This window comes from Actinoplanes sp. NPDC049599 (genome assembly GCF_044465625.1).
Taxonomy (GTDB): Bacteria; Actinomycetota; Actinomycetes; order Mycobacteriales; family Micromonosporaceae; genus Actinoplanes.
The window spans coordinates 123,892-146,904 of record NZ_JBITLX010000003.1 but is presented as its reverse complement, the minus strand read 5'-3'; the positions used below and the strand labels follow the sequence as shown (position 1 = coordinate 146,904).

The 23,013-nt window shown below is 72.4% G+C and carries 23 protein-coding genes; 15 read left to right on the top strand and 8 right to left on the bottom strand.

Annotated features, from left to right (window positions below):
* The first annotated feature begins 80 nt into the window (after window positions 1–80).
* A complete protein-coding gene (locus tag ACIBQZ_RS06860) occupies window positions 81–1,631 on the top strand; it encodes a diguanylate cyclase (protein WP_396087504.1) in 1,551 nt (516 codons plus the stop codon).
* Here the strand turns inward: ACIBQZ_RS06860 and ACIBQZ_RS06855 are convergent.
* The 3 genes from ACIBQZ_RS06855 to ACIBQZ_RS06845 are packed head-to-tail and all read right to left on the bottom strand — an operon-like array spanning window position 1,628 to window position 4,492.
* Window positions 1,628–2,182, bottom strand: coding sequence for a Uma2 family endonuclease (locus ACIBQZ_RS06855; RefSeq protein WP_396087502.1), 555 nt, complete (start codon window positions 2,180–2,182; stop codon window positions 1,628–1,630). The genes ACIBQZ_RS06860 and ACIBQZ_RS06855 overlap by 4 nt on opposite strands.
* A 37-nt stretch (window positions 2,183–2,219) precedes the next feature.
* Window positions 2,220–2,738 (bottom strand): Uma2 family endonuclease, encoded by a 519-nt coding sequence (locus tag ACIBQZ_RS06850; RefSeq protein WP_396087501.1) that lies wholly within the window; start codon window positions 2,736–2,738, stop codon window positions 2,220–2,222.
* A complete protein-coding gene (locus ACIBQZ_RS06845; RefSeq protein ID WP_396087500.1) occupies window positions 2,735–4,492 on the bottom strand; it encodes a prolyl oligopeptidase family serine peptidase in 1,758 nt (585 codons plus the stop codon). The genes ACIBQZ_RS06850 and ACIBQZ_RS06845 overlap by 4 nt, the downstream gene beginning before the upstream one ends.
* Window positions 4,493–4,598: 106 nt before the next feature.
* Here ACIBQZ_RS06845 and mshB point away from each other — a divergent pair, with 106 nt between their 5' ends.
* From mshB to ACIBQZ_RS06825, 4 genes are read left to right on the top strand one after another with little or no spacing between them, the layout of a single operon-like run.
* Window positions 4,599–5,447 (top strand): N-acetyl-1-D-myo-inositol-2-amino-2-deoxy-alpha-D-glucopyranoside deacetylase, encoded by an 849-nt coding sequence (gene mshB, locus ACIBQZ_RS06840; RefSeq protein ID WP_396087917.1) that lies wholly within the window; start codon window positions 4,599–4,601, stop codon window positions 5,445–5,447.
* Window positions 5,444–5,893, top strand: coding sequence for a hypothetical protein (locus ACIBQZ_RS06835; RefSeq protein WP_396087499.1), 450 nt, complete (start codon window positions 5,444–5,446; stop codon window positions 5,891–5,893). The genes mshB and ACIBQZ_RS06835 overlap by 4 nt, the downstream gene beginning before the upstream one ends.
* Before the next feature lie 52 nt (window positions 5,894–5,945).
* A complete protein-coding gene (locus ACIBQZ_RS06830; protein WP_396087498.1) occupies window positions 5,946–7,667 on the top strand; it encodes a VanW family protein in 1,722 nt (573 codons plus the stop codon).
* An 18-nt stretch (window positions 7,668–7,685) separates the two neighbouring features.
* Window positions 7,686–8,150: a hypothetical protein gene (locus ACIBQZ_RS06825; protein WP_396087497.1), complete on the top strand. Its 465-nt coding sequence runs from the start codon at window positions 7,686–7,688 to the stop codon at window positions 8,148–8,150.
* Between the two features lie 4 nt (window positions 8,151–8,154).
* On the opposite strand, the gene ACIBQZ_RS06820 is transcribed toward ACIBQZ_RS06825, so the two are convergent.
* Window positions 8,155–9,123, bottom strand: a complete 969-nt coding sequence (locus ACIBQZ_RS06820) for a GNAT family N-acetyltransferase (RefSeq protein ID WP_396087496.1) — start codon at window positions 9,121–9,123, stop codon at window positions 8,155–8,157.
* Between the two features lie 83 nt (window positions 9,124–9,206).
* On the opposite strand from ACIBQZ_RS06820, the gene fdxA reads away from it, so the two are divergent.
* The 6 genes from fdxA to ACIBQZ_RS06790 all read left to right on the top strand — a co-directional run bounded on the left by fdxA (window position 9,207) and on the right by ACIBQZ_RS06790 (window position 14,940).
* Window positions 9,207–9,533, top strand: a complete 327-nt coding sequence (gene fdxA, locus ACIBQZ_RS06815) for a ferredoxin (protein WP_125804627.1) — start codon at window positions 9,207–9,209, stop codon at window positions 9,531–9,533.
* A gap of 2 nt (window positions 9,534–9,535) precedes the next feature.
* Window positions 9,536–10,627, top strand: coding sequence for a succinyldiaminopimelate transaminase (gene dapC / locus ACIBQZ_RS06810; protein ID WP_396087495.1), 1,092 nt, complete (start codon window positions 9,536–9,538; stop codon window positions 10,625–10,627).
* Window positions 10,628–10,713: 86 nt separating this feature from the next.
* On the top strand, window positions 10,714–11,136 hold the full coding sequence (locus ACIBQZ_RS06805; protein WP_396087494.1) for a hypothetical protein: 423 nt from the start codon (window positions 10,714–10,716) through the stop codon (window positions 11,134–11,136).
* Window positions 11,133–12,926, top strand: coding sequence for a hypothetical protein (locus ACIBQZ_RS06800; protein WP_396087493.1), 1,794 nt, complete (start codon window positions 11,133–11,135; stop codon window positions 12,924–12,926). Before ACIBQZ_RS06805 ends, ACIBQZ_RS06800 begins: the two co-directional genes overlap by 4 nt.
* A gap of 32 nt (window positions 12,927–12,958) precedes the next feature.
* On the top strand, window positions 12,959–14,026 hold the full coding sequence (locus tag ACIBQZ_RS06795) for a S8 family serine peptidase (protein WP_396087492.1): 1,068 nt from the start codon (window positions 12,959–12,961) through the stop codon (window positions 14,024–14,026).
* Between the two features lie 263 nt (window positions 14,027–14,289).
* The gene (locus ACIBQZ_RS06790) at window positions 14,290–14,940 is read left to right on the top strand and encodes an SIMPL domain-containing protein (RefSeq protein ID WP_396087490.1); all 651 of its coding nucleotides are present in this window, start codon (window positions 14,290–14,292) and stop codon (window positions 14,938–14,940) included.
* A gap of 3 nt (window positions 14,941–14,943) precedes the next feature.
* Here ACIBQZ_RS06790 and ACIBQZ_RS06785 read toward each other — a convergent pair whose 3' ends face one another.
* Complete coding sequence (locus ACIBQZ_RS06785; RefSeq protein ID WP_396087489.1) at window positions 14,944–15,798, bottom strand: aldo/keto reductase; 855 nt, start codon at window positions 15,796–15,798, stop codon at window positions 14,944–14,946.
* Between the two features lie 85 nt (window positions 15,799–15,883).
* On the opposite strand from ACIBQZ_RS06785, the gene ACIBQZ_RS06780 reads away from it, so the two are divergent.
* The 3 genes from ACIBQZ_RS06780 to ACIBQZ_RS06770 all read left to right on the top strand — a co-directional run bounded on the left by ACIBQZ_RS06780 (window position 15,884) and on the right by ACIBQZ_RS06770 (window position 18,198).
* Window positions 15,884–17,161 carry a DUF4407 domain-containing protein gene (locus tag ACIBQZ_RS06780; protein WP_396087488.1) on the top strand — a complete coding sequence of 426 codons (1,278 nt, stop codon included), beginning with the start codon at window positions 15,884–15,886 and terminating at the stop codon, window positions 17,159–17,161.
* 154 nt (window positions 17,162–17,315) lie between these two features.
* Window positions 17,316–17,798 carry a 2'-5' RNA ligase family protein gene (locus ACIBQZ_RS06775; protein ID WP_396087487.1) on the top strand — a complete coding sequence of 161 codons (483 nt, stop codon included), beginning with the start codon at window positions 17,316–17,318 and terminating at the stop codon, window positions 17,796–17,798.
* 73 nt (window positions 17,799–17,871) lie between these two features.
* Window positions 17,872–18,198 (top strand): hypothetical protein, encoded by a 327-nt coding sequence (locus ACIBQZ_RS06770; protein ID WP_396087486.1) that lies wholly within the window; start codon window positions 17,872–17,874, stop codon window positions 18,196–18,198.
* 793 nt (window positions 18,199–18,991) lie between these two features.
* Here the strand turns inward: ACIBQZ_RS06770 and ACIBQZ_RS06765 are convergent.
* From ACIBQZ_RS06765 to ACIBQZ_RS06755, 3 genes are all read right to left on the bottom strand, one after another.
* Window positions 18,992–19,642 carry a hypothetical protein gene (locus ACIBQZ_RS06765; protein ID WP_396087485.1) on the bottom strand — a complete coding sequence of 217 codons (651 nt, stop codon included), beginning with the start codon at window positions 19,640–19,642 and terminating at the stop codon, window positions 18,992–18,994.
* The gene (locus ACIBQZ_RS06760; RefSeq protein ID WP_396087484.1) at window positions 19,639–20,109 is read right to left on the bottom strand and encodes a hypothetical protein; all 471 of its coding nucleotides are present in this window, start codon (window positions 20,107–20,109) and stop codon (window positions 19,639–19,641) included. The genes ACIBQZ_RS06765 and ACIBQZ_RS06760 overlap by 4 nt, the downstream gene beginning before the upstream one ends.
* A gap of 69 nt (window positions 20,110–20,178) precedes the next feature.
* Window positions 20,179–20,652 (bottom strand): hypothetical protein, encoded by a 474-nt coding sequence (locus tag ACIBQZ_RS06755; RefSeq protein ID WP_396087483.1) that lies wholly within the window; start codon window positions 20,650–20,652, stop codon window positions 20,179–20,181.
* Between the two features lie 803 nt (window positions 20,653–21,455).
* On the opposite strand from ACIBQZ_RS06755, the gene ACIBQZ_RS06750 reads away from it, so the two are divergent.
* The gene (locus tag ACIBQZ_RS06750) at window positions 21,456–23,009 is read left to right on the top strand and encodes a GMC family oxidoreductase (protein ID WP_396087482.1); all 1,554 of its coding nucleotides are present in this window, start codon (window positions 21,456–21,458) and stop codon (window positions 23,007–23,009) included.
* Window positions 23,010–23,013: the final 4 nt, after the last annotated feature.

Here is a 23,013-nt window from a genome sequence, read left to right as displayed (position 1 = left end):
TTCTCCGCCCGAGTGGCCCGGAGGCCTCACATCGGGTGCGGATCGGCCGACCATAGGGCCATGGGAAACAGGGACCACCGATGAACCGCCTGCCGGTGCTGGTGTCGCCGTACGGTCCCCATGCCGCCCTCGCGCTGCACGTGCACGGGCTGACCATCCGAGGTCACCACGCCGAGACGCTGCTCGCCGCCGACGAGGCGGAAGCGATCACGCTGATGCTCGGCGACCATCGCACCCACCGGGTCAGCCGGCTGGGCCGGATGTACGCCCTGAGCGCCCTCGGCCGGCTGGACGAGGCCCTGGGCATCGCCGAGGCCCTGGTCGCCGCCCAGCCCACGCTGGGCGGACCCAGGGCCACCGACGCCAAGATCATGGCGGACACCGCCGAGGTGCTGATCCACCTGGGCCGCATCGACGACGGGCTGCACTACGTCGCCCGGGCGATGGCCGTGCTGGACGTGGCGCCGCGCAAGGGCCTGCGGTACTTCTCCGCCATGTCCTCGCTGGGTGAGGCGGCCCGCGGCGCCGAGCTCTTCGAACTCGCCGACGATGCCATGCGCCGCTGCCTGGAGTCGTTCGAGACCCCGGACGACCTGTACCGCTCCGCCGCCGAGCTGACCCATGCCGAGCTGTGGCTGGAGTGGGCGCTGCGGCTGGAGCAGGTGGGCCGTGCGGAGGAGGCGGCGGGCCTGATCGACAAGAGCGTGGCGGTGCTGCAGTTCTGGATCGACCAGGGCATCGACTCCCCGGTCGGCACCGCGGCACTCGCGGTCTGCCACGCCAAGACCGGCCGCACCGCGGAGGCGTTCGCCCTGGTCGACGAGTTGTTGCCGAGCATGCGCGCGGCCGGCCAGCACCACGAGGCCCGACTGCTGCACCTCGCGCACGGGCTGGCCCTGCGGGCCACCGGCGAGTGGCGGGCCGCCCGCCGGGAGTTCCGGGCCGCGCTGGAACTCTCGGTCCTGCGGTCCCAGCGCCTGCTCTTCCAGTACGAGCTGGCGATCACCGCCGTCCTGGAGTTCCCCGGCGACGCCACCCAGGCGGTCCTCGAGTCGCTGCGCAGCCACGTCGAGGCGCTGTGGCAGCTGCGGCTGGACCGGCGCACGATGCTGCGGCAGGCGTACCGCCGGGTGGAGCTGGAGGCGGCACGCACGACCGCGGACCTGGCCGCCACCTCGGACGCGCTGACCGGGCTGGGCAACCGGCGGATGTTCGACCGCCGGATCGACACGGTCGCGGACGGGGGCTCGCTGCTGCTGATCGACGTGGACCGGTTCAAGGACATCAACGACCGCTACTCGCACGGCGTCGGCGACCGGGTGCTGGGCGAGATCGCCGCGGTGCTGCGCTCACACTGCCGCCAGGACGAGGTGGCGATCCGCTTCGGCGGTGACGAGTTCGCCATGTTCCTGTCCACCGGCGAGCACGAGGCCCGGCAGGTCGCCGAGCGGATCCGCCGGGTGATCCTGGCCCGCGACTGGAGCACGATCGCGCCGGAGCTGACGGTGACGCTGAGCATGGGCCTGGCAGCCTGCCACGCGGGCGAGCCGGGCCGGGACCTGTACGACCGCGCGGACGCCCACCTCTACACCGCCAAACGAGCCGGCCGCAACCAGCTGGCCGCCGCCTAATCCGGCGGCAGCAGGTCCTCGGGGACGAGATCGGCGGTCAAGGGCTCATCCAGATGGAGCACCTCGCCGGGCCTGGTGACCGAGCGCTCGACGTAGTGGTTGCCGGACAGCTGGTACAGGTGCAGGGCGGCGCTCTCCTGCTCGACCAGGAGATACCACGGGATGCCGGCCGCCGCGTAGTAGTGCATCTTGAGGACTCTGTCGGCCGAAGCGTTGGACGGCGAGACAATCTCGCAGATCAACACCACGGCACCGGCGTCGATGACCAGTTCCTTGAAGTCGATCTTTCCGGTGACCACCAGGTCGGGGATCGGGATCCGGCCGGGCTGTAGCCGCACGTTGACAGCCTCGTGGACGTACAGCCCGGCGGTGCGGGCTGCGGTCCGGAGCGCGAACTTGAGCTCGCTCGAGATGTGCTGGTGCTGAGGAGTGGGGGCGGGGGTCATGTACAGGCTCCCGTCGAAGAGTTCGACCCGCTTGGAAGTTTCACCGAGCGCGAAGAACTCCTCTTCTGTCACCGGCGTTCCCTGCTCCAGGATGGCGGAGATCATGGCCCCAGTTTCCCACATCGAGCCATGATCAGGCTGGTCAGAGATCGAGGCCGGTCACGCGGACGAGTTGCATCACCGATTGTTCGACGTAGCCCTGTGCCGACAGCATGTGGCTGTGCAGCAGCCCCCGCTCCGGTTCCGCCACCAGGTAGCACGGGATTCGCGCCTGGGCGTACGCGTGCATCTTCAGCGTCCAGTCCACCGTCGCGCTCGCCGTGGACGTGATCTCGCAGACCAGGCGCACCGACTGGGCCTCCACCAGCGGCTGGTCCAGGTCGATGGTGCCCGCGATGATCAGGTCCGGGACCGCGATCCGGCCCGGGCCCAGCCGCACCGGGACGCCGGAGATCACGTTCAGGTCGGTACGGTTCGCGCGCAGCGCGTTGGCCAGGGCGTTCAGGATCAGCTGGTGCCTCGGCGTGTCCCGGGGGCAGGTCAGTACGCCGCCGTCCCACAGCTCCGTGCGGGCCGAGGTCTCGCCGAGCTGGAGGTAATCCGACTCGGTCGTCGCCAGGGCTTCCATGGGCAGGCTGCGGCCGATCAGGGCTGACGTCATGCACACTCCCGGGTCACGAATGCGAGTTCTGCGGACAGGTCCCCGTCGGGGGAGAGCAGGAGCGTCGCCGGTGGGCTGACGCTGTGGTGCTGGTAGATGTCGGCGTTGTCGGTGTGGCTGCCCAGGTAGCGCTCGGCGAACGCGGGCGGCAGCGCGGTCCAGTCGGTGACCGGGTCGCGGGCCACGCCGCAGCGGAACACCTCGGGGCGGCGGGAGAGCGCCAGCGCCGCGAGCCAGCCACCGAGGCCGGTGCCGCGGACCGCCACCCGGGTCAGGTCCAGGTCGGGGTGTTTGCCGGTGAGGGTGTGCAGCGCGTCGATCTGGTCGGTCAGGGCCACGTCGGCGACCCGGCGGTAGACCACCTTCTCGAAGCTGGGCGCGACTCCCGGCGTACCCCTGGTGTCGACGCTGACCACGACGAAGCCGGCGTCGGCCCACCATTGCCGCTCCTGCCACCGGGCCGGGTCGGCCACCACCTGCTGGTGGCCCGGTCCCGCGCCCAGTTCCAGCAGCACCGGCAGCCGGGTGCCGGTGAAGTGGCCGGTGGGGTAGAGCACGGCGGACGGCAGGCGGCGGTCGGTCACGCGTTCCAGCACCGGCTCCGGCCGGTACGGCAGCGGCGCCGCCAGCGACGGCAGGGTCAGCACGTCGGCCCCGCCCCGGGCGACGGTCAGGTTGATGACCAGCACGTCGCCGCCGACCGTGGCGGTGTGCCAGCCCGGCGCCGCGGTCAGCCGGCGGGCCTTGGCGCCACCGCCGCCGAGCGCCGTGCGGACCGCGTAGACGTGCTGCTCGCCCGGCTCGCCGTCGGTGCCCTCGATGATCAGTTCCGGGCCGCCGGCCGGGCGGGGCAGCACCCCGGCGACCCGGCGCACGTAGAGGCCGGGCGGGGTGATCAGGCTGCCGTCGGCGAACAGGCAGCGGGCGTCGAAGCCGTCGTGGGCCAGCTCGCCGCCGACCAGCACGCGGCCGTCCGGCAGCTGCCGGGGGGTGCCGGGCACGGGCTCCACCCAGCGCGCGTCCGCGAGCTCGGCGTGCACCTGGGTCTCCCCGGTGCGCGGGTCGACGGAGAGCACCAGCCCGTGCTGCTGGGTCCGGCGCAGCACGGTGAGCAGGGCGTTGCCCGGGCCGCGCCAGTGCACGTCGACCAGATACGGGTAGGTCTCGCGGTCCCAGTGCACGTCGACCCAGCCGCCGTACAGGTCGAGCAGGTGCAGGCTGGCGGAGGCGCCGGCGCCGCGTACCGCCAGGATCTGGGTTCCGTCCGGGGCCCACCACCAGCCGCGGCGGCGGCCGAACTCGGCCGCCGCCGGCTCGGGCACACCCCAGGACACGCCGCTGCCCGGCTCCCCGGCCAGCAGCTGATCGTCACCGTCGGCGACCACCCGCAGGCAGCCGTCGGCGGTGACGTAGCCGATGTGCCGGCCGGTGGGATCCGGCCGCGGGTCCCGCACCGGTACGGCGGTAGCGACCGGTCCCGCCGCCGAGGACGCCAGCCGGCCCTCGTGTGCCCAGGCCAGCACGTCGAGCGAGGCCGAGCCCGCGTACGAGTCGACCGGCCCCGGGGTGATCTCGGTGAGCGCCGCGGTCGCCACGTTGAGCACCCACAGGGCCGGCGCCGGGCGCTGCGGGCCGGCGGAGCGCAGGAAGGCCACCCGCGCGCCGTCGTCACCGACCGTCAGGGCGTGCGGGGCGCCGAAGCGGAACCGCCCGGTGCGTTCCGCGAGCTCGGGATACTCCACGCCGACCAGCATCGCTGATCATTGCCCCCTCGCGCCCGGCAAACCGCTCACGCGGGGCCGGAGAAGGCTCGCGCGTAGAGTGGCGCCCGTGACGAATGCGCTGCCCGCACGCCGCCTCATGCTCGTGCACGCCCACCCCGACGACGAGGTCACCGGCACCGGAGCCACCATGGCCCGCTACGCCGCCGAGGGCGCCCTGGTGACCCTGGTGACCTGCACGCTGGGCGAGGAGGGCGAGATCCACGTGCCCGCGCTGGCCCAGCTCGAGGCCCGCCAGGCCGACCAGCTCGGCGGCTGGCGGATCGGCGAGCTGGAGCGGGCCTGTGCCGCGCTCGGCGTCACCGACCATCGCTTCCTCGGCGGCGCGGGCCGCTACCGCGATTCCGGGATGATGGGGCTGGAGACCAACCGGCACCCCCGGGCGTTCTGGCAGGCCGACCTCGAGGAGGCGGCCCAGCAGTGCCTGGAGATCATGCGGGAGATCCGCCCGCAGGTGCTCATCACCTACGACGACAACGGCTTCTACGGCCACCCCGACCACATCCAGGCGCACCGGGTGGCGATGCGCGCGGCGAAGCTGGCCGAGGCCGAGGGCTGCGGACCGGAGAAGATCTACTGGACCGCGATGCCGCTGAGCGTGCTCTCCGGTGGCATGGAGGCGTTCAAGGGGATGGACGACAACCCGTTCGCCGACGTGCAGAGCGTCGAGGACCTGCCGTTCGGCCACCCGGACGACGAGATCGCCGCCCGCATCGACGGCACCGACTTCTACGAGCAGAAGGTGGCCGCGATGCGCGCGCACGCCACCCAGATCCCGGACAACTCCTGGCTGTACGGCATCGCCGGCGACTTCGGCGGCGAGTTCATGGGTGTCGAGTACTTCACCCTGGCCAAGGGCGAGCGTGGCGAGGTGAGCGGCCCGCACAAGTGGGAGGACGACCTGTTCAGCAACGTGGTGGGGCGATGACGCTGGAGGCGCCCTCGGTGGAGACCCCCGCCGGCGAGCTGCCGCCCGCGCCGCCCCGCCCGGCCGTGGAGCTCGCGGTCCGGGTCGCCGGCGTGGTCATCGCCGTGCTGGCCGCGGGGCTCACCGCGGTCCTGGAGCTGTTCCTGTCCCCGCTGCGGCTCGGCGGGGTGCCGATCGGTGTGGCGGTGCCGGCGGCCGTGCTGGCCAACCTGGCGATCTCCTGGTTCGCCGTGACCACGGTGGGCCGGCGCTGGGCGCTGGCGCCGCCCTGGGCGGTCTGGACGCTGATCATGTTCTTCGCGGCGGGCACCCGGACCACCGAGGGCGACTACCTGATCAGCGCCGACGACTGGGTCGCGCTGGTGACGATCCTGGCCGGCAGCCTGACCTTCGCCGTATACACCTACAAGTTGATTTTGCGGCGGGCGCCTGTCACAAAGCAGTGACGACCGCTCGTGTTGTTTGTCGGTCCTGGGCCGCGGCCTGCACACTTGCGCCGTGTTCGCCTCTGAGACCCCCGCCGGACCGGCCCCCGCGACGGTGACGCCCCCGGCGGACGGCCCCGTCAACCGCAAGCGGATCGTCGCGGTCGGCACCGCCGCCGCCGTGCTGATCGCCGGGGCCGGCGCGGTCGCCTGGGCGTACGTCGGCGACGTGCCACGGGGCACCGCCATGCTCGGTGTGGATCTCGGCGGCAAGTCCCGCAGCGAGGCCGAGCGGGCGCTGACCGAGGCGGTCGGCCCGCGCACCGGCGACCCGGTGGCGGTGAACCTGGCCGGCACCCCGTTCTCGATCGAGGCCGCCGACCTCGCGCTGCGGCTGAACGTGGCGTCGAGTGTGGGCCGGGCGATCCGCGGCAACCCGCGGCTGGTCGGCGAGCGCACCGTGCCGCCGGTGATCGAGATGGACGAGGCGAAGCTGGAGCAGACGCTGCGCGGGCGGCTCGACCCGGCGAAGGTCACGCTGAAGAAGCCCGGGATCAGGTTCGCCGGGCTCACCCCGAAGCCCACGTACCCGGCCGCCGGCCAGGGCCTGGACCTGGCGACCGCCGCGTCCGCCGTCCGGCAGGCCTGGCTGGTCGGCGGCACCGCCACGGTCGCGCTGGTGACGATGCCGCCCGCGACCGGCAAGGAGCAGGTGGACGCGCTGATCGCGGACCTGGCCGAGCCGGCCGTCGCGGCGCCGGTCACGGTGACGGTGGGGGAGAAGTCGCTGACCCTGAGCCCGAAGGCGATCGCCCGCGGCCTGGTGTTCCGCGCCGACGACAACGGCCTGCTCACCCCGGCGATCGACGGCAAGAGGCTGCACGCCGCCGCGGCCAAGGAGTTCGCCGCGGTGGAGCGGGAGCCCGAGCAGGCCACGATCGCCGTGTCCGGCGGCAAGCCCAAGATCCTGGCCGGCACCCCCGGCGACATGGTCGACCTGGCCCGGCTCGGGCCGGCCCTGCTCGCGGTGCTGCCGAAGCCCGCGCCCCGCTCGGTCGCCGGGGTGCTGGTGAAGCAGGAGGCCGCGACCACCGAGGGTGACCTGGCCGCGCTGGGCGTCAAGGAGAAGGTCTCGACCTTCACCACCTATTTCACCGGCGGCAGCCGCTCCTCGCGCAGCCAGAACATCATGACCGTGGCCCGGGCCGTGGACGGCGCCGTGGTCCAGCCCGGCGAGACGTTCTCGCTGAACAAGCACACCGGTGAGCGGGACTACGCGGCCGGCTACAAGGACGCGCCGGTCATCGTCGGCGGCAAGCTGGAGCCCGGGGTCGGCGGCGGCGCCTCGCAGTTCACCACGACGCTGTTCAACGCCGCCTACTACGCCGGGCTCGAGGACGTCGAGCACAAGCCGCACTCGTTCTACTTCTCCCGCTATCCGGCGGTGATCGAGTCGACGATCTTCTACCCGACGCTCGATCTGAAGTTCAAGAACACCACGCCGTACGGGATCCTGATCGACACGTCGTACACCAGCAGGTCGGTGACGGTCTCGATGTGGAGCACCAAGGTCTACGACAGCGTGAAGACCGTCCGCAGCCCGCGCCGCAACGTCACCTCGCCGCCGACGATCTACCGGGAGCCGGGCCCGCGGTGCATCGCCACCAGCGGACTCCCAGGTTTCACCCAGGACGCGTGGCGCGTCATCCGCAAGGATGGCAAGGAGGTCGAGCGCGAGAAGTTCACCTGGCGCTACGATCCCGAGCCTAGATTCATCTGCGGCGTGCAGCCGTAGCCCGTCCGGGGAGGACGCATGAGGCAACGTTGGGTGCGGATCGTTTGGTTGGCCGCGGCGCTGTTCGCGATCAACGTGATCGCGCGACTGGTGATCCGCATCGGGTTCCACGACAACGACACGGCCGAGAACAGGGTCTCGATCATCATGTTCGCGGTGATCGGCATCGTGCTGGCGATCGTCACCTTCGTCCGAGCCCAGCGGGTCCCGCCGAGCACCTGGCTGCCCGAGCTGGGCGCCGCCGCGCTCGCCGGGATGCTGCTGACCATCCTGGTCGGGCCGTTCGTCAGCGGCGACAGCCCGTTCGCCGGCGGCGCCGGGAATTTCTTCTCCCAGGTGTGGCTCTACGGCGGCTTCGCCATCGTGGGCACGCTGCTCGGCTACTGGATCGCCACGATGCTGGGCCGCGACTACCGCTCCCGGTCGCTGGCCGCCTTCGCCCGGGCCAAGACCACCAAGCCGCGCCGGGTGGTGCGGCGCTGATCCGCTATCGCGGGGCCTCGCGGGTCAGGTAGGTGTGGTGGGTGGTGAAGCCCAGACCCTGGTAGAGGCCCACCGCGGCGGTGTTGCTCTCCTCCACCTGCAGGTAGGCGCGAACGGCGCCGCGCTGGGTCGCCCACTGGGCCACCGCGCGCATCACGTGCCGGCCCAGGCCGCGCCGGCGGGCCGCGGCCGCCGTCTGCACCAGCGAGACGCCGAGCCAGCGGCCCGGCCCGGGGCCGGTCACCGCGCCCCGGGCGACCCCGAGCAGGGTGCCGCTCTCGTCCTGCACGGAGGCGAAAACCACTTCCGGTACGGCGGTGAGCACGTGCCGCGCGGCGGCGGGGAGCGTGCCCTTGTGTGCCGAGACCATCGCCAGCCAGGCGTCCGTGGGGGTGTCGGCGAGCTCCACCGGGGGCAGGTCGCGCCGGGCCGCGATGTCGGCGACCAGTGACTGCACCGCGCCCGTCTGCACCAGCACCATCGGCCGCGCGGTCCAGCCACGGGCGTCGAGGGCGGCGTTGACCGGGGCGGCGAGCGGCATCGGAGTGTTGATCATGGGTAGCTGGCCCTTGGCCGCGTACCACTGCTCGACGGCGTCGATGGCCGCTTCGAGCGTGCGGTCCGGGTCGCCGACCGCGAGGGCGGCGTTGGCCCGGCCGGTCCAGTTCTCCGCCGCGCGCAGGATCCAGCTGCCCAGCCGGGCCTGGGTCGGCGCCGGCCAGGCGTCGTTCGCGGCCAGCTCGAGGGCGATCACATCGGCGGCGGGCGGCCGGCGGGCGGGTGGCACCCGCTTGGCGCGGTGCACCTCTCGCAGCGGTACGCGCAGCGTGCCCTGGGCGGTGGCGAGAGTGAGTTCCGTCTCTGTCAGCTCGACCAGCTCACCGAGCGCATCCGTGAAGAGTGGTCGATCCTGGGAAACGCCTACAATTCGGCGGACCACCACCCGGTGTCCCACATCCTGCCGTCGGAGCACGTGCCACCTCCTTCCGGCGAGATACTAGGCTCTGCCCGTAACGCTGCGGTGTCCCGCGGCGTGGCTCTGGAAGGGATAGATCCGTGACCTACATCATCGCTGAGCCCTGCGTCGATGTGCTCGACAAGGCATGCATCGAAGAGTGCCCGGTCGACTGCATCTACGAGGGCAATCGGATGCTCTACATCCACCCCGATGAGTGTGTCGACTGCGGAGCCTGTGAGCCGGTCTGCCCGGTCGAGGCCATCTTCTACGAGGATGACGTCCCGGAGCAGTGGAAGGACTACACAAACGCGAACTACGAGTTCTTCGAGGATCTCGGTTCGCCCGGCGGCGCCTCCAAGGTCGGCAAGATCGACAAAGACACCCCGTTCGTGACGGCGCAGCCGCCGCGCGGGGACGCGCACTGACCGTGCTGTCGGCCTCGCTGCCCGACTTCCCGTGGGACCTGCTGCAACCCGCCAAGCAGGTCGCGGCGGCGCACCCGGACGGCATCGTGGACCTGTCGATCGGCACGCCGGTCGACCCGGTCCCCGCGGTCATCCAGGCCGCGCTCGCCGAGGCAGCCGACGCGCCCGGCTATCCGCTGACGGCCGGCACGCCGGCGCTGCGGGCGGCCATCGCCGGCTGGCTGGCGCGCGCCTGTGCGGCGTCCGGCACCCTCGGCGTGCTGCCGACCATCGGCTCCAAGGAGCTGGTGGCCTGGCTGCCGACGCTGCTGGGGGTCGGGCGCGGCGACGTCGTGGTGATCCCGCGGGTCTGCTACCCGACGTACGAGGTCGGGGTGCGGCTGGCCGGCGCCGAGGTGGTCCGCTCGGACTCGCTGCTGGCGCTCGGCCCGGACCCGCGGGTCAAGCTGGTCTGGATCAACTCGCCGTCGAACCCGACCGGCCGGGTGCTCCCGGTCGACCACCTGCGCAAGGTGGTCGACTGGGCGCGGGAGCGCGGCGCGATCGTGGTCAGCGACGAGTGCTACCTGACGCTGGGCTGGGACGAGAAGCCGGTGTCGGTGCTCTCGGACGCGGTCTGCGGCGGCGACTACACCGGCGTCATCGCGGTGCACTCGCTCTCCAAGCGGTCCAATCTCGCGGGCTACCGGGCCGGATTCCTGGGCGGCGACCCCGCGCTGATCGCCGAGCTGCTGGCGGTCCGCAAGCACGCCGGCATGATCGTGCCGGCCCCGGTGCAGGCGGCGATGGTCGCCGCGCTCGGCGACGAGGCGCACGTCACGGCCCAGCGGGCGCTCTACGCGGCCCGCCGGGAGGCGTTGCGGGAGGCCCTGGTCAAGGCCGGGTTCACCATCGAGCACTCGACCGCCGGCCTCTACCTCTGGTCGACCCGCGACGAGGACTGCTGGGCCACCGTGGAGTGGCTCGCGCAACGCGGCATCCTGGCGGCGCCCGGCGCGTTCTACGGCCCGGCGGCGGCCCGCCACGTGCGGATCGCCCTGACCGCCACCGACGAACGCGTCGCCGCGGCGGTCACCCGCCTCACCACCGACTGACCGGCGTCGCCGTCCGGGGGCACCCGCTCATCGCCCGTGGTCGCTACGCTCAGGGGCGGTTGTGACGACGGGCACGGGGAGGCGTCGTGGGTGATCCAGGCATCAATGTGGAGACCGGCGGACTGACCCGGTTCGCCACGGACGTACGGGCGGATGTCGACAACGTCACCGAGCCCGCGGTGGGCCGGGCCACCCTCCCGCTGGACAGCGTGCCGTTCGGCGCGCAGAACGCCAGCGGCGGCGTCCACGCCGCCAAGCAGCGGTACGCCCGCAGCCTGAGCGCGTCGACCGCGAACCTCGGCAACTTCCTGGCCGCCGCCCGGCTGCTCGCCGCCGCGGCGGAGAAGGTAGCCGCCGAGTTCGACTCCAGCGACGCCCGCTCGGCGGAGGGTGTCAAGCGGGTCGAGCAGGCCCTGTGGACGGCGGCCGAGGAGGCGCGGCTGGCCCAGCTCGCCGCCGACCGGGCCGCGAACCCGCGTGGCTCCGGCGGCCGGGCGGTGGCGATATGAGCGATCCGGCGCTGACCAGCAGCTGGTGCACGGCCTGGGGGTCGTACAACACGCCCCGGCTGTGGGCGATGGTCAAGGACGAGGACGATCCGGCGGCCTGGCGGCAGGTCGCGGCCTGGGGTGCCATCTCCGGCGCGGTGAAGGACCAGCGGGCGCTGCTGGTCAAGGCCCGTGAGGCGCTGGTGGCGGCCTGGCCGCCGGAGCAGAACAAATCCTCGGAGGCCTTTGTCCTCGAGGTCGACAAGCTGATCGCCCGGATGGACGCGGCGAAGACCGAGGCCGACGACACGGCGGACGGCCTGGCGAACATCCTCGAGGCGCTGCGCCAGGCGAAGAACAACATCCAGCCGCTCTGGGAGCAGTACAAGGCCAGGAGCGACGACCTGGTGCCGGCCTGGTGGGACCACGCCGAGGACGAGCTGGACGAGCAGGCCCAGGCCCACATGATCACGGCCGAGCAGATCGTCCAGGACAATGTGGTCCGGCTGCGGGTCCCCGACCCGTACGTGCTGGAGCCCACCGACCCGCACTACCAGCCGACCCCGCTGGCCGGCGACGGCGGCGCGGGCGGCGGCGCGGGCGGCTCGGCGGGTGGCCGTGCTGCCGGCGGCGTGACCGTGCCGGTGCCGCACGACCCCGTGCCGCCGCTTCCCGGCCTGGCACCGACCGTCCCGGAGGGCGCGGAGACCGGCGGCGGCGCGGGTTCGGGTGTGAGCAGCGGCCCCGGTCTCGCGGGAGTCATCAACCCGCCGGTGGCGCCGGTGAACCCGCCGCCCGGTGGGGGTGGGCCGGGCAGCGTGCCCCCGCCCGGCCCGATCGTCGGCCCTGGCATCGGCCCTGGTGTGGGCGGGGTGGGCCCGGTGGGTGGTGCGGGTGGCGGTCGTCCGGTTAGCCGGCCCGGCACCGGGCGCGGCGCTCCCGGGCTGCCCGGCTCCGGTGCTCCCGGGCTGCCCGGCTCCGGTGTTCCGGGGGTGCCCGGCTCCGGTGGCCCGGGTGGTCAGGGCACCGGCGGCCTGGGTGCGGGCGGTGTCGGCGGGCTCGGCCGGGGTGCGCGACCGGGTGCCCGGCCGGAATCGGCCGGACGGCGGGCGCTGCCCTCCGGCGCGGTCATCGGCGAGACGGTGGCCGGGGAGGGCCGTGGTGTCGCCGGTCGCGGAGGCGTGGGCGGTGTCGGCGGCGGCAGTGCCGGTCGCGGTAGCGCGGGCCTGGGTGGCCCGGGTGCGGGTGCCGGTCGCGGTGGTCTTGGTGGCGGTGCCGGCCGCGGTGGCCCCGGTGCGGGCGGCGCGGATGGCGGTGCCGGTCGCGGTGGTCCTGGTGGCGGTGCCGGTCGCGGTGGCGCGGGTGTGGGTGGCGGTGCCGGTCGCGGTGGCGGTGGCGGTGGCGGTGGCGCGGGTGTGGGTGGCGTCGCCGGTGGCGGTGGCGGTGGCGGCGGCGGTGGCGGTGGCGCGGGTCCTGGTGGCGGTGCCGGTCGCGGTGGTGCGGGCGTGGGTGGCGTCGGCGGCGGCGCAGGTCGTGGGCCCGGGGCGCGCGGTGCCGGTCAGGGATCTGGGAACGAGCAGGTCCGGCCGGCGTGGCTGCCGGATGAGCCGGTCGGCGCGGCGCGCCAGGAGGGTCCACCCGGCCCGGGTGGCCAGGCCCGCGCGGGCCGGCGACCGGGCGACGGTGAGCAGCAGCCGTTCGATCCGGACGGCGTGTGGGGGGTCGCGGAGGGTGTGGATCCGGTGATCGCGCCGGGGGTGGACACCGCCCGCCACGATCCGGGCCCGAACGTCATCGGGCGGCATGGGTGAGCCTGCCGTCGCAGCGCGATCAAGTCCGGTTGGTGGCCGTGCTCGCGGCGGTCGCCGTGGTGTTCGGGTCGGTGGTCCCGGCCCGGGCGGACAGCGTCCGGGACAAGCAGTGGTTCTGGGCGCCGCTGCGGGTCGAGCAGGCGCAGCGGCTCAGCAAGGGCGCCGGGGTCGTGGTCGCGGTGCTCGACACCGGGGTGGACGCCGGGCACCAGGACCTCGACGGCGCCGTCCTGCCCGGCCGCCAGGTCGTGCGGGACAAGCCCGCCGGCGACCTCGACACCGTCGGGCACGGCACCGGGATGGCCGGGGTCATCGCCGGGCGCGGCCACGGCGCCGGCCGGGGAGTGCTCGGCATCGCCCCGCAGGCCAAGATCATGCCGATCACCCCGGCGAACGACACGTTCTTCGTCGCCAAGGGCATCCGCTGGGCCGCCGACCACGGCGCCAAGGTGATCAACCTGGCGTTCGGCGTCGCCGACGGCGAGGGCCTGCGCGCCGCGGTGAGCGCGGCGGCCGCCGCCGACGTGGTCCTGGTCAGCACGGCCGGCAACACCGGCGACAAGGGCAACGAGATGGAGTATCCGGGCGCGTACCCGGAGGTGCTCACGGTCGGCGCGGTGGACCGCAAGAACAAGGTGGCCGGATTCTCCAACCACGGCCCGCACGTCGACCTGGTCGCCCCGGGCGTCGACATCCCGGCGCCGGCGCCCGACAACAAGTACGTGACCGGCACCGGAACCAGCGGCGCCGCCGCGATCGTGGCCGGCGCGGCCGCGCTGATCCGCGCGAAGTATCCCGAACTGTCGGCCACCGAGGTGGTGCAGCGCCTCACCAGCACCGCAGTCGACCGTGGTGACCCGGGCCGCGACGACTACTACGGCGCCGGCCAGCTCGACCTGCTGGCCGCGCTGGAAGCCGCACCGGCCGATCCCGCTGCCTCCGCCCCCGCGCCGGACGGGCCCGCGGCTGTCCCGGACGCGGCGCCGGCCGATGAGGACGGTGGCATCCCGCCGCTGCTGTTCGTGGGAGCGGGCATCATGCTGCTGCTGGTGATCGGGGCAGCGATCCTGATCGCACGGCCGCGCCGGGCCGGCGGATAGACCGAGCGGACGCGCTGGGCCCTGATCCCTCGAGCCGGCGGATAGCTGGGGGCGCACTTCGCCAGCGGGCGGATGGGGCTGGGCCGCAGATCCCCAGCGGGTTGATGGCCGACGCAGATCCCCAGCGGGTTGATGGCCGACGCGGGCCCCAGGGGGTTGGTGGCTGACGCGAAGGCCCCCAGCCGGTGGATGACTGAGGCGGGGCCGCTAGCGGTGGATCCGCTGGGGCGCGGATTGTCATAGCCGGCGGGTAGCGTCGGGGCATGGCCGAGCAACCGATGATCGTCGTCCGTGGTGAAGCGACCCGGGAGGTGCCGCCCGAGCTGGCGGTTCTGTCCGTGGCCGTGTCCGCCCGGGACAAGGACCGGCAGACCGCGCTGACCCGGCTCACCGAGCGGGCCGCCGAGTTGCGCACCCACCTCGATGACTTCGCCGGGGCCATCGAGCGGCGCGAGACCACCGGGGTGCAGGTGCATCCGGAGCTCAAGCGGGGCGGCAGCGAGCGGATCGCCGCTTACACGGGCAGTGTCACGACCACCGTGACCGTGACCGATTTCACGGTGCTCGGTGAGTTGCTGCTGCGGCTGGCCGACCGGGAGCAGACCTCGGTCTCCGGGCCCTGGTGGCAGTTGCGGCCGGGCAGCCGGGCCGGCGCCGACGTGCGGCGCGACGCGATCACCGACGCGCTGGGCCGGGCCCGGGAGTATGCCGAGGCCGTCGGGGCGCAGGTGGACCGGTTGGTGGAGATCGCCGATGAGAACGCCGGCGGTGGTGGTCAGCCGATGATGCGGATGGCCGCGTTCGACGGGGCGCCGGAGGCCGACCTCGAGCTTGATGTCGACCCCCAGCAGCAGACCGTGCACGCCTCGGTGCTCGTCCGCGTGACGATCACCGAGCCCACCCTGCTCAAGTAGCGGTCAGTTCTCCGGCACCCAGTTCATGGTGTCGGGGTTGGCGCCGGTGCGCCCCTTCTCGCCCCGGTTCAGGGCGGTGATGGTGCCCATCGCGCCGCTGTCGAGCTCGAAGTCGAAGATCTCGAAGTTCTCGCGTACCCGGTCGGGGGTGTGGGATTTCGGGAAGATGATGTCGCCGCGCTGGATGTGCCAGCGCAGCACCACCTGCGCCGGGGTCTTGCCGACCCGGTCGGCGATCGTCACGATCGCCGGGTCGGTGAGCACCGCGCCCTGCGCGATCGGCGAGTACGCCTCGTTCGCGATCTCGTGCTCCTGGTTGTACGCGCGCAGCTCGTCGTTGGTCAGGTACGGGTGGATCTCGATCTGGTTCACCGCCGGCCGCACCGTGGTCTCGGCGCGCAACCGGCCCAGATGGTGCTGGGTGAAGTTGGAGACGCCGATGGAGCGGGCCCGGCCGTCGCGATAGAACTCCTCGAGCACCCGCCAGGTCTGGCTGAAGTCGCCGTCGTAGCGGCCCGGCAGCGGCCAGTGGATCAGGAACAGGTCGACGTAGTCGCTGCCCAGCAGCTTGAGCGTGAGGTCGAACTCGCGGCGCGCGTCGTCCGGCAGGTGGGCGCCGTTGTTCAGCTTGCTGGTCACGAAGAACTCGTCGCGGCCCAGTCCCGAGGCGGCGAGGGCGGCGCCGACGCCGTCCTCGTTGCCGTACATCTGGGCGGTGTCGATGTGCCGGTAGCCGATCGTGATGGCGGTCTCCACGGCCGCCTGCGTCTCGGCCGGCGGCACCTGGAAGACCCCGAAGCCCAGCTGGGGGATGGTGCGGCCGTCGTTCAGGGTGATGGCGGGAACTGCGGAAGCCATGGTGCTCCTCGTGATCGTCTGTCGTCTCTGCCTCAGCCTTACCCGTTTCGCCGCGCGGGCCGCTGTGATCAGCGAGACTCGGCAGATGCGTCGTCGCTTGCTGCTCCGGATCGCCAACGTGAACCCGGACAACGTGACGACCCACTCCGACCGGGTGCTCTACAGCTCGATCGGCGTCTTCATCGTGCTCTATTTCGCGTACGCGACCGTGGGCGGCGCCGCCTTCGTTGATGCCAGCGCCAACTACACCCACCCGTGGTGGCAGTGGCTGGTCGGGCCGCTGGTGGCGACCGGCGTGGTGGCGTACGACCGGGCGGTGGTCGGCCGGGTGGCGATCAACTACGCGGACCTGGACTCGCCCGACCCCCATGACCTGCTGCGCCGGCCCACCTTCGGCCTGTACGCCGGCCGGATCACGCTGGCGCTGCTGTTCGCCGTGATCATCACCGAGCCGCTGATGCTGGCCCGGTACCAGGGTGAGATCGACAACCGGCTCAACGACGTGCACAACCAGCAGATCAGCGCGGTCGAGGTCAGCGGGGCGATCGCCGCGTACGACGCCCGGCTGGCGGAGCTGAAGAAGCAGACCGCGGCCGAGGACCGGGCTGTGCAGGCGTTGAACACCCGGGCGGCGGAGAAGCGCCGCGACGCCCGCAAGCTCTACCAGCAGGCCATCGCCGACTCGGCGGGCGACGGCGTCTCCCGCAAGGCCGGCTGCCCGGACGGCGGCTACTGCGACACGCTGGTCCAGCGGTCCCGGGGGCTGGACGACCAGGCCGCCCGGCTGGACGCGCAGGCCGCCCGCCTGCAGGACACCCAGAAGGCGGCCCGGACCGCGCGCGCCGCCGAGCAGGCCGACCTCACTGCCAAGATCGCCGACCAGCGTACGGTCAACGCCGCGGCGATCCGGGCGGACGCCGGCTTCGGCGCCCGCACCAAGGCCATGTGGTACCTGGCGACCAGCGACTTCTGGGGCATCGGCGCCTTCTACCTGGGCATCGCCCTGCTGCTGGTCGCGCTGGACTGCGCGGCGGTCGGGCTCAAGTTCGTCTCGCACGGCAACGCCTACGAACGCGCCGAGGCCCGCGACGCCCGCAGCCACGAGCACGAGGCGGTGATCGGCTACGAGCAGGGCCTCAAGGATCTGCGCCGGTACGCGGAGGCGACCTCCCGGGTGATGGCCGAGGGCATCGGCCGGGCCTCGCTCGACGAGCGGCTCACCGACGCCGCCGCCGAACGCGCCCGCGCCCACCTCTACGACTCGGTGATGGGCAGCGCGCTGCCGCCCCTGCCCCCGGTGCCGTTGATCGAGCGGCACCCGGCGGCCGCGCGGATCCGGGACGTGGATCGCCTCCGGGCGTAGTGCGCGGCGGGGATCGGCGTTACTATGTCACTCCGGCGCACCGCCCGCCCACGCTCTGTTACCGGCGGCGCGCCGACCGGGCCCTGGCCCGGGTGGTTTCAGGTGCGGCGGAGGCGGCGATGAATCGTCGCCGCCGCCGTGACACCGTTGCCGGATGCACACGGTTGAGCTCCTGGTGGATCCCGCCCTCGACGGCCTGGTCCGATCCGTCTGGCAGCGCCTGCACGCTGCGGGTCTGCCCAGCCTCGCCACCCACGCGCACCCCACCAACCGGCCGCACCTGACGCTGGCCGCCGCCGACCGGCTCACGCCCGAGGTCGGCGCGGCGCTGGCCGGCCTGCCGGTCGGGGCGACGCTCGACGGGCTGATCTTCTTCGAACGCGCGGTGGTCTGGCGGGTGACGCTCACCGATGCGCTGCGTGACCTGCACGCCCGGGTGTGGCGCGCGCTGGAGGGCACCGAGCGTAACCCGCAGCACGCGCCGGGCAGCTGGGTGCCGCACGTGAGCCTGGCGCTGCGGGGCGGGGACCAGCCGCGCTACGCCGCCGAGCTGCGGGACCTCCCGGCCGCCCGGGGCAGCTTCCGGCAGGCTCGGACGTACGACAGCGGAACGCGCGCGGTCACCCCGCTGAGCTGATCCCCGCCATCCCGCTGACCAGCACCGGAACGGTGAAGACGGCACCCTCGCAAGCCGGGTCGGAGGTCGGTGCATGGTCAGCCCGCCCGGCACGGTGAACGCGGCGACGTTGTTGCGGGCCACGTCCCACCGCACCCGTACCGACTCCCGGGTGACCAGCACCTCCGGGTCCACGCAGCCGCGGTCCCGATGCTCGATGTCCGCGACGACCTTGTCCGCGCCCGGCGAGACGGAGGTGATCCGGATTCCGAAGTCGTTGTCGTTGGTCACCGTCACGGTCAGGTCGCCGGTGCTGCCCGGGGAGAGCGGCTTGTTGAGATCCGACCGGCCGCGCAGGTTCAGCTCGACGACGGTGCCGGCGTTCGCCCGCCCGGTGGCCGAGCCGGTGATGTGCCAGTAGGCCCAGACCGCGCCGGCGTTGACGATCACCGCGGCGACGGCGGCGCCGGTGAGAATCGATCGGCTGCGCGTGTCGAGCCTGCTCAGCACGCTGCGGCGCGGGCGGATCTCGTCGTCGGCCGGCTCGTCGTCCAGGTCGAGGTCGCGGAGGAGCCGCGGCGGTGGATCGAAGCGCAGCTGCCGCTCCGGTCGAGGGCTCGCCGCTGCGGCGCCGGGCGCGCAACCGTCGTCCTGCGGGCTGCGCAGGTCACGCCGGGTCAGCCCATCACGGATCATGGCGTCACCCCGGCGGCGCCCAACCTGCGGGAACGGGCTGTCGGAGCGGCGGCGAACCGTCTGCTGAGCTGGCGCATCCGGAGCATCCTCCTGCGGTGGTGCGTGGGACGAATCTGTGCACTACCTACGTTCCCGGAAAAGCAGCCGCGCCGTGATCGGTGATCCGTCCGCCGTTCCCGGCGCATAGATCGGGCAGTAGCGACTGTCCGGCTTAACCCGCACGAGGTACACCGGAATGCGAAAAATGCACGGCGCCCGGCTCGCGGAGAGGTCCACAAAGCCGCAGCTCAGGCAGGACGGGCCGCTAGCACCGCAAGCCCGGCGCGGCAAACCGGCGCTTGAAAGCAATTCATCTCCCGCCGCGGCGCGGTGCCCGACCACCCTCTCGCGGATAACGGCGAGCCGGTATCGGGCAACCGTTCGCGAGATCCGGAATTGCCGGCCGCGGCCGCCCGACAAAGGACCTAATCCATCCGGGTACGCGCGGAGAAAAGTGACCCGACACGGGAACTCAGGAACTACTCGCTGTCCCCCACCGTCCCGCTCGACGGCGAGGCGGGGCTGCCCTCCGCGGACACCGGCGGCGGTACGTCGGCCTCGTCCTCCAGTGCGGGAGCGGCCGGCGGCGGCTCGGCGGTGCCCGTCGGAGCCGGCGGTGAGATCACCGGGTCGCCGCCGGCCGGGGTCGCGGCCGGCGCCGGCGGCCGGGTGGCGCCGGTGTTCGCCACCAGCGACGTCGGCTCGGGAGTGGCGGGAGCGGTGAACGTGAGGGTCGCGCTCTTCCTGCTCTCGTCACCGGTCCACCCGGCAAACTTCGGCGTGACGGTCCAATACCACTTGCCGGCCGGCACAGCGGTGTCCGTGAAGGTCGTGGCGGCGACCGGTCCGAACTCCTCGACCACGGCGGCGTCGCCGGCGCTGTGGCGCCGGACGAGGTAACTCTGCATGGTGGTGCCCGGACCGATCTCCTGCGGTGACCAGGTCACGACGGCGTCGGCGCCGCTGCGGGCGACGCTCGGCTGCCCGCCGCGCGGCATGTCGGCGGCGCGGACCTGCACCTTCACCGGCCGGCTCGGCACCGGCCAGCTCGCGTAGGCGATGACTGTGCCGGCGGACGCCACGGCCGTCGCGGTCGCGGTGACCAGCAGCAGCTTGCTGACGTGATTCATCGGGCTGCCTTCGTGCCGGTGCCGGAGAGGATGATCGTGAACCGGGTATCCGCACACTTCGCTGTCGCCTGTCTGGGCATGGTGATCGGGAGCGTGCCGCTGAGCACGGTGCGACCGCGGGCCGGCACTGTGACGGGCAGGCGACCGGTGTAGCGCTGGACCTGCAGGTTCGCCGCGCTCACGGCGCAACCGCGGCGGGAGGTCGCGCCCACCCTGCCGCTCAGGCTGCGGATCTGCAGGGCGAAGCGGTAGGGATTGGCGATCGTGAGCTGGAGCTGTTTCACCGCGCCGGGATAGAGGCCCCGCACGGAGGTTCCCGTCACGGTGAACCGCGCATCCAGCTGGCGGCCGTGCGACATGAGGAACAACGTGGGCTCGGCGGCGCTCTGCGGCCGCGCGGGCCCGAAGGCGGCCAGGAGACCGATCAAGCCGGCTACCGCGCCGGCGGTGGTGCGCAGTCTGCTCATCGGACTCCCTTCCGTGACGACGATGGAGTGCGGGGCGAGAGCCGATGGCGTCTCGCCCCGCCGAGTACGTCAGGCCACCTTGCCTTCGAGCTTGAAGGTGAGGGCGAAGGTCGCACCCGCGCATGCGGGGTCGGCGTTCTTGCCCATCGTGACGAAATTGGTCCAGTCGCCGGTCAGCGTGCCGGGCGTGGCACCCGACTTGGCGGGGATCGTGTTCGCCGGCGGGAGGCTCAGCGACAGGTCGGCGTCCTTCTGGGCGCATCCGGGGGCACCGGTCACGGCGACCTTCAGGTCGGAGGTCCCGGTGACGCTGACGGGGTAGTCGTTCGGGTTGGTCGCCGTCACCGCGGCCGTGGCGCTCTTGCCCGGGTAGAGCTTCTCGCTCACCGTGCCCACGGCGGTGACCTTCTGCACCGTCGAGCTGGATGCGGACGCGGTGCCTTCACCTTCGAACCACGAGGTGGCGGCCCAGGCGGCGCCTCCGCCGATCGCCACGACGGTGGCGCCGATGACGGCAGCGGAACGCTTGGTGATCTTGCGCATGGGAAGTTCCTCCTGGAACGGCTTGTCGTGCGACTTTCCGCAACGCCGCGGAAAGTCGACGGTCGGTGCACTCGCTGATCGGTGTGACACCGGACCCGTACGCTCCGGCGCTGCGACAAAGATGGCGCATTCCGCAGCCCGCCGCGATAGTGCTTCCGTTTGTCCTGTCCGAGACGCAATACCGCCCGGAACAGCCGACCGGATTAATCCCAACGGCTGACCGGAACGTGAACGATCGAGCCCGCCCGACCAGTCCCGAAGGCGCCGGCCAGGCACTATGTCGCGCTTATCAGTTCACCCGCCGGTCCGCCAGCCGGCAAATCGGCGCGACCCCCCACCAAAGCCTTCTCGCAAAATTGCACGGCGAAATTCACGGACATTTCCGCGGACTTTTTCCCGAACGGATTAGGCTGAACGACCGGCTCGTCACCTAAAAGAGGCTTCCACCGAACGCTTCTGTCGCGGAGCGCTCCGGGGCCGGACCGCCGGGCGTCGCCGCCGACTCCACGATAGCGGGCACCGTCCGACTCACCCGCTGTGCGCCCCGGTCCGACTGGTCCGCACTCACCCACCCGGCCGGGTGAACCCGCTTCACAATCCTGAAATTCTTCGGCAAGCCCAGCTCAGCAGGTGTTTGCCAGGGCAAGTCCACCGTGTTACGGGCCGAAACACTCATTGCGCTCTGGTAAAACTCTCGCGTCGGCATTGACCACTGTGGCCCACCACCTCAATCCTATGGCGGCAGTTCGGCGGCTGCGCCGTTGTTCGGCCGTCGATACACGTGGATCGGTGATCCACGGCTAGTGAGCGGCAGGAGCAGGGCACTGGAAACCTCGGTTACACAGGATTTTGACGTCGTCGTGGTCGGCGGCGGCACGGCCGGAGCGGTCGTCGCCGCGCGTTTGTCGGCCGACCCGGGGCTACGCGTCTGTCTGATCGAGGGTGGCCCGTCGGATGTCGGTGACGACCGGGTCCTGCTGCTGAAGAACTGGCTGAGCCTGCTCGAGACCGGCTACGACTACGACTATCCGACCGTGCCGCAGCCCCGCGGCAACTCGCACATCCGGCACTCGCGGGCCAAGGTGCTGGGCGGCTGCTCGTCGCACAACACGATGATCAGCTTCCTGCCGCCGCCACGGGACTTCGCCGACTGGGTCGACGCGGGCGCCACCGGCTGGTCGTACGAGGAACTGCTGCCGTTGTGGAAGCGGCTGGCGATCCAGATCCAGCCGGTGGCCGCGGCCGACCGCAACGCGCTGACCGAGGCCTTTGTCGCCTCCTGCCACACCGCGCTGGGTGTGCCGGTGCACGATGACTTCAACGCCGAGCCGTTCGCCGACGGCACCGGTTTCTTCCCGGTGGCCTACTACCCGGAGACCGGGGTCCGGTCGTCGTCGTCGGTGGCGTACCTGCATCCGCACCTCGATCGGCCGAACCTCACGATCCTGACCGACACCTGGGCCTATCACCTGGACGTCGCCGACGGACAGGTCACCGGCGTGCGGGTCCGGGACAAGAACGGCGTCGAGAGCACCGTGACGGCCGGCCGCGAGTATGTGCTGTCGGCCGGCGCCATCGACACGCCCCGCCTGCTGCTGCTGTCGGGGATCGGGCCCGCCGGGCAGCTCCGCGAGCTGGGCATCCCCGTCGTGGTGGACCTGCCGGGCGTCGGTGAGCACCTGCTGGATCACCCCGAGTCACTGATTCTCTGGGAGGCGGCGCGGCCGGTGCCGCCCGAGACGGCGATGGATTCCGACGCCGGCCTCTTCGTCCGCCGCGACGACAGCGATCCGCGGCCCGACCTGATGTTCCACCTCTATCAGATTCCGTTCACCACCAACACCGAGCGCCTCGGCTACGACGTGCCGGCGCACGGCTTCGGCATGACTCCCAACATCCCGCGTCCGCGCAGCTCCGGCCGGTTGTGGCTGACCAGCGCCGATCCCGCGGTGAAGCCGGCCCTGGACTTCGGCTACTTCACCGACCCGGAGGGCTACGACGAGCAGACCATCGTCGACGGCCTGCGGATCGCCCGGCAGGTCGCCGCCACCGAGCCGTTCCGGTCGTGGATCGCCCGGGAGATCGCGCCGGGTCCCGACCTGCAGTCCGACGAGGAACTGTCGGCGTACGGGCGGGCCGCCCACCACACCGTCTATCATCCGGCCGGCACCTGCCGGATGGGTGCGGCCGACGACCCCACCGCTGTGGTCGATCCCCAGTTGCGCCTGCGCGGGCTGGCCAACGTCCGGATCGCCGACGCGTCGGTCTTTCCCACCATGACCTCGGTGAACCCGGTCGTGACCGTGCTGATGATCGGCGAACGCGCCGCCGACCTCATCGCCGAATCCTCTAGCTGAGCGA

What these genes read in the sequence shown, in the direction of transcription:
- ACIBQZ_RS06860 (WP_396087504.1), top strand. Translation starts at nt 81, where the DNA reads ATGAACCGCCTGCCGGTGCTGGTGTCGCCGTACGGTCCCCATGCCGCC.
- ACIBQZ_RS06855 (WP_396087502.1), bottom strand. Translation starts at nt 2,182, where the DNA reads ATGATCTCCGCCATCCTGGAGCAGGGAACGCCGGTGACAGAAGAGGAG.
- ACIBQZ_RS06850 (WP_396087501.1), bottom strand. Translation starts at nt 2,738, where the DNA reads ATGACGTCAGCCCTGATCGGCCGCAGCCTGCCCATGGAAGCCCTGGCG.
- ACIBQZ_RS06845 (WP_396087500.1), bottom strand. Translation starts at nt 4,492, where the DNA reads ATGCTGGTCGGCGTGGAGTATCCCGAGCTCGCGGAACGCACCGGGCGG.
- mshB (WP_396087917.1), top strand. Translation starts at nt 4,599, where the DNA reads ATGCTCGTGCACGCCCACCCCGACGACGAGGTCACCGGCACCGGAGCC.
- ACIBQZ_RS06835 (WP_396087499.1), top strand. Translation starts at nt 5,444, where the DNA reads ATGACGCTGGAGGCGCCCTCGGTGGAGACCCCCGCCGGCGAGCTGCCG.
- ACIBQZ_RS06825 (WP_396087497.1), top strand. Translation starts at nt 7,686, where the DNA reads ATGAGGCAACGTTGGGTGCGGATCGTTTGGTTGGCCGCGGCGCTGTTC.
- ACIBQZ_RS06800 (WP_396087493.1), top strand. Translation starts at nt 11,133, where the DNA reads ATGAGCGATCCGGCGCTGACCAGCAGCTGGTGCACGGCCTGGGGGTCG.
- ACIBQZ_RS06790 (WP_396087490.1), top strand. Translation starts at nt 14,290, where the DNA reads ATGGCCGAGCAACCGATGATCGTCGTCCGTGGTGAAGCGACCCGGGAG.
- ACIBQZ_RS06785 (WP_396087489.1), bottom strand. Translation starts at nt 15,798, where the DNA reads ATGGCTTCCGCAGTTCCCGCCATCACCCTGAACGACGGCCGCACCATC.
- ACIBQZ_RS06780 (WP_396087488.1), top strand. Translation starts at nt 15,884, where the DNA reads ATGCGTCGTCGCTTGCTGCTCCGGATCGCCAACGTGAACCCGGACAAC.
- ACIBQZ_RS06775 (WP_396087487.1), top strand. Translation starts at nt 17,316, where the DNA reads ATGCACACGGTTGAGCTCCTGGTGGATCCCGCCCTCGACGGCCTGGTC.
- ACIBQZ_RS06770 (WP_396087486.1), top strand. Translation starts at nt 17,872, where the DNA reads ATGGTCAGCCCGCCCGGCACGGTGAACGCGGCGACGTTGTTGCGGGCC.
- ACIBQZ_RS06765 (WP_396087485.1), bottom strand. Translation starts at nt 19,642, where the DNA reads ATGAATCACGTCAGCAAGCTGCTGCTGGTCACCGCGACCGCGACGGCC.
- ACIBQZ_RS06760 (WP_396087484.1), bottom strand. Translation starts at nt 20,109, where the DNA reads ATGAGCAGACTGCGCACCACCGCCGGCGCGGTAGCCGGCTTGATCGGT.
- ACIBQZ_RS06755 (WP_396087483.1), bottom strand. Translation starts at nt 20,652, where the DNA reads ATGCGCAAGATCACCAAGCGTTCCGCTGCCGTCATCGGCGCCACCGTC.